General features: G+C 63.2%; 2 protein-coding genes and 2 pseudogenes. 2 read left to right on the forward strand and 2 right to left on the reverse strand.

Annotated features, from left to right (window positions below; all coding sequences use genetic code 11):
• Positions 1–142, forward strand: a pseudogene (locus AC2VOP_RS09315) (iron-siderophore ABC transporter substrate-binding protein); the annotation flags it as partial.
• A 2-nt stretch (positions 143–144) separates the two neighbouring features.
• Here the strand turns inward: AC2VOP_RS09315 and nrdF are convergent.
• Positions 145–1,119, reverse strand: coding sequence for a class 1b ribonucleoside-diphosphate reductase subunit beta (nrdF, locus tag AC2VOP_RS09320; RefSeq protein ID WP_486960691.1), 975 nt, complete (start codon positions 1,117–1,119; stop codon positions 145–147).
• A 111-nt stretch (positions 1,120–1,230) separates the two neighbouring features.
• Positions 1,231–1,815, reverse strand: a pseudogene (locus AC2VOP_RS09325) (4-hydroxyacetophenone monooxygenase); the annotation flags it as partial.
• Here AC2VOP_RS09325 and AC2VOP_RS09330 point away from each other — a divergent pair.
• Complete coding sequence (locus AC2VOP_RS09330) at positions 1,742–1,891, forward strand: hypothetical protein (protein ID WP_486960692.1); 150 nt, start codon at positions 1,742–1,744, stop codon at positions 1,889–1,891. The pseudogene AC2VOP_RS09325 and the gene AC2VOP_RS09330 sit on opposite strands and share 74 nt — an antisense overlap.
• The last annotated feature ends 25 nt before the right edge of the window (positions 1,892–1,916 follow it).

Here is a 1,916-nt window from a genome sequence, read left to right on the forward strand (position 1 = left end):
CGAGCCGTGGCGCAAACTGTCCGCCAACCGCGACGACCGGGTGTTCGTGGTCAACAACGAGGTGTGGCAGACCGGGCAGGGTCTCATCGCCGCCCGCAGCATTGTCGACGATCTGCGCTGGGTGGATGCCCCGATCAACTAAATTCAGAAGTTCCAGTCCTCGTCTTCGGTGACGACGGCCTTGCCGATCACGTACGACGATCCGGAGCCGGAGAAGAAGTCGTGGTTCTCGTCGGCGTTAGGCGCGAGCGCCGACAGGATCGCCGGGTTGACGTCGGTCTCGTCGCGCGGGAACAGGGCTTCGTAGCCGAGGTTCATCAGCGCCTTGTTGGCGTTGTAGCGCAGAAACTTCTTGACGTCTTCAGTCAGCCCGACGCTGTCGTAGAGATCCTGGGTGTACTCCACCTCGTTGTCGTAGAGCTCGAAGAGCAGCTCGTAGGTGTAGTCCTTGAGCTCGGTCTGCCTGGCCGCATCCTCGAGCGCCAGCCTGCGCTGGAACTTGTAACCGATGTAGTAGCCGTGCACGGCTTCGTCGCGGATGATCAGCCGGATCAGATCGGCGGTGTTGGTCAGCTTCGCCCGGCTCGACCAGTACATCGGTAGGTAGAACCCGGAGTAGAACAGGAAACTCTCCAGCAGCGTGGACGCCACCTTGCGCTTGAGCGGCTCATCGCCCCGGTAGTAGTGCAGCACGATCTCGGCTTTGCGCTGCAGGTTGGGGTTCTCCTCCGACCAGCGGAACGCGTCGTCGATCTCGGCGGTAGAGCACAGCGTGGAGAAGATCGAACTGTAGCTCTTGGCGTGCACCGACTCCATGAACGCGATGTTGGTGAGGACGGCCTCCTCATGCGGGGTCAACGCGTCGGGAATCAAGCTGACCGCGCCGACCGTGCCCTGGATGGTGTCCAGCAGCGTCAGCCCGGTGAACACCCGCATGGTCAGCTGTTTCTCGTCGGCGGTCAGTGTCGCCCAGGAGGGCAGGTCGTTGGAGACCGGCACCTTCTCGGGCAGCCAGAAGTTCCCGGTCAGCCGATCCCAGACTTCGGCATCCTTGTCGTCGTGCACCCGGTTCCAGTTGATCGCCGACACCCGGTCGATCAGCTTCATGTTTTCGGTCACCAGAACCCCACTTCGTGCGGCCGCCGTTGCCAGTTGTACTCCGAACTCAAACACTACCCCTGGGGTAGGACAAGCCGGCGTAACACAAGGGATTGTGTTTGCGTGTCGTGATCAGCCGAGAACGGCGCGCTGCGGGCGGGCGGCCGGCGACCCCACTCCGAAAAACCGGTACTCCTCCGGCTTGACCTCGCGAGTGGCCTGCCAATACTGCCACGTCATGCCGCTCCACAGGGTCCGGTTGACCCCGTGTTCGTCGAGGTACCAGCTGGCGCAGCCGCCGGTGTTCCACACCGAGCGGCGCAGCTTGCGCTGCAGCTCCTCGTTGAATCGGTCCTGGGCGGCACGGGTGGGCGCCAGCGCCTGCGCGCCGGCCTTGTCGACCGCCGCGATCGCCTCGGTGACGTAGTGAATCTGCGATTCGATCATGAACACCACCGAGGTGTGGCCCAGCCCGGTGTTGGGTCCGAGGAGGAAGAACAAGTTGGGCACGTCGGCGACGGCGACGCCGCGGTGCGCCGAAACCCCCTCGCGGTTCCACCGGTCCACCAGGTCCTCGCCGCCCGGACCCAAGATGGCGACGTAGGTGTAGGAATCGGCGACATGGAATCCGGTGGCGTAGACGATGACGTCGACCGGGTACTCGGCGCCGTCGACGGTGACGATGCTCTCAGCGGCGATGCGGGCGATGCGCTTGGTGATCAGCCTGGATTTTTCACGTAGTTCGGTGTTGATGGGTGTCGCTAACGCGAAAGGTGCACTGCCACAAGGATAATCGGAGTGTTCGAGGCTCCATTATC

Source organism: Mycobacterium sp. TH-M106 (genome assembly GCF_057473765.1).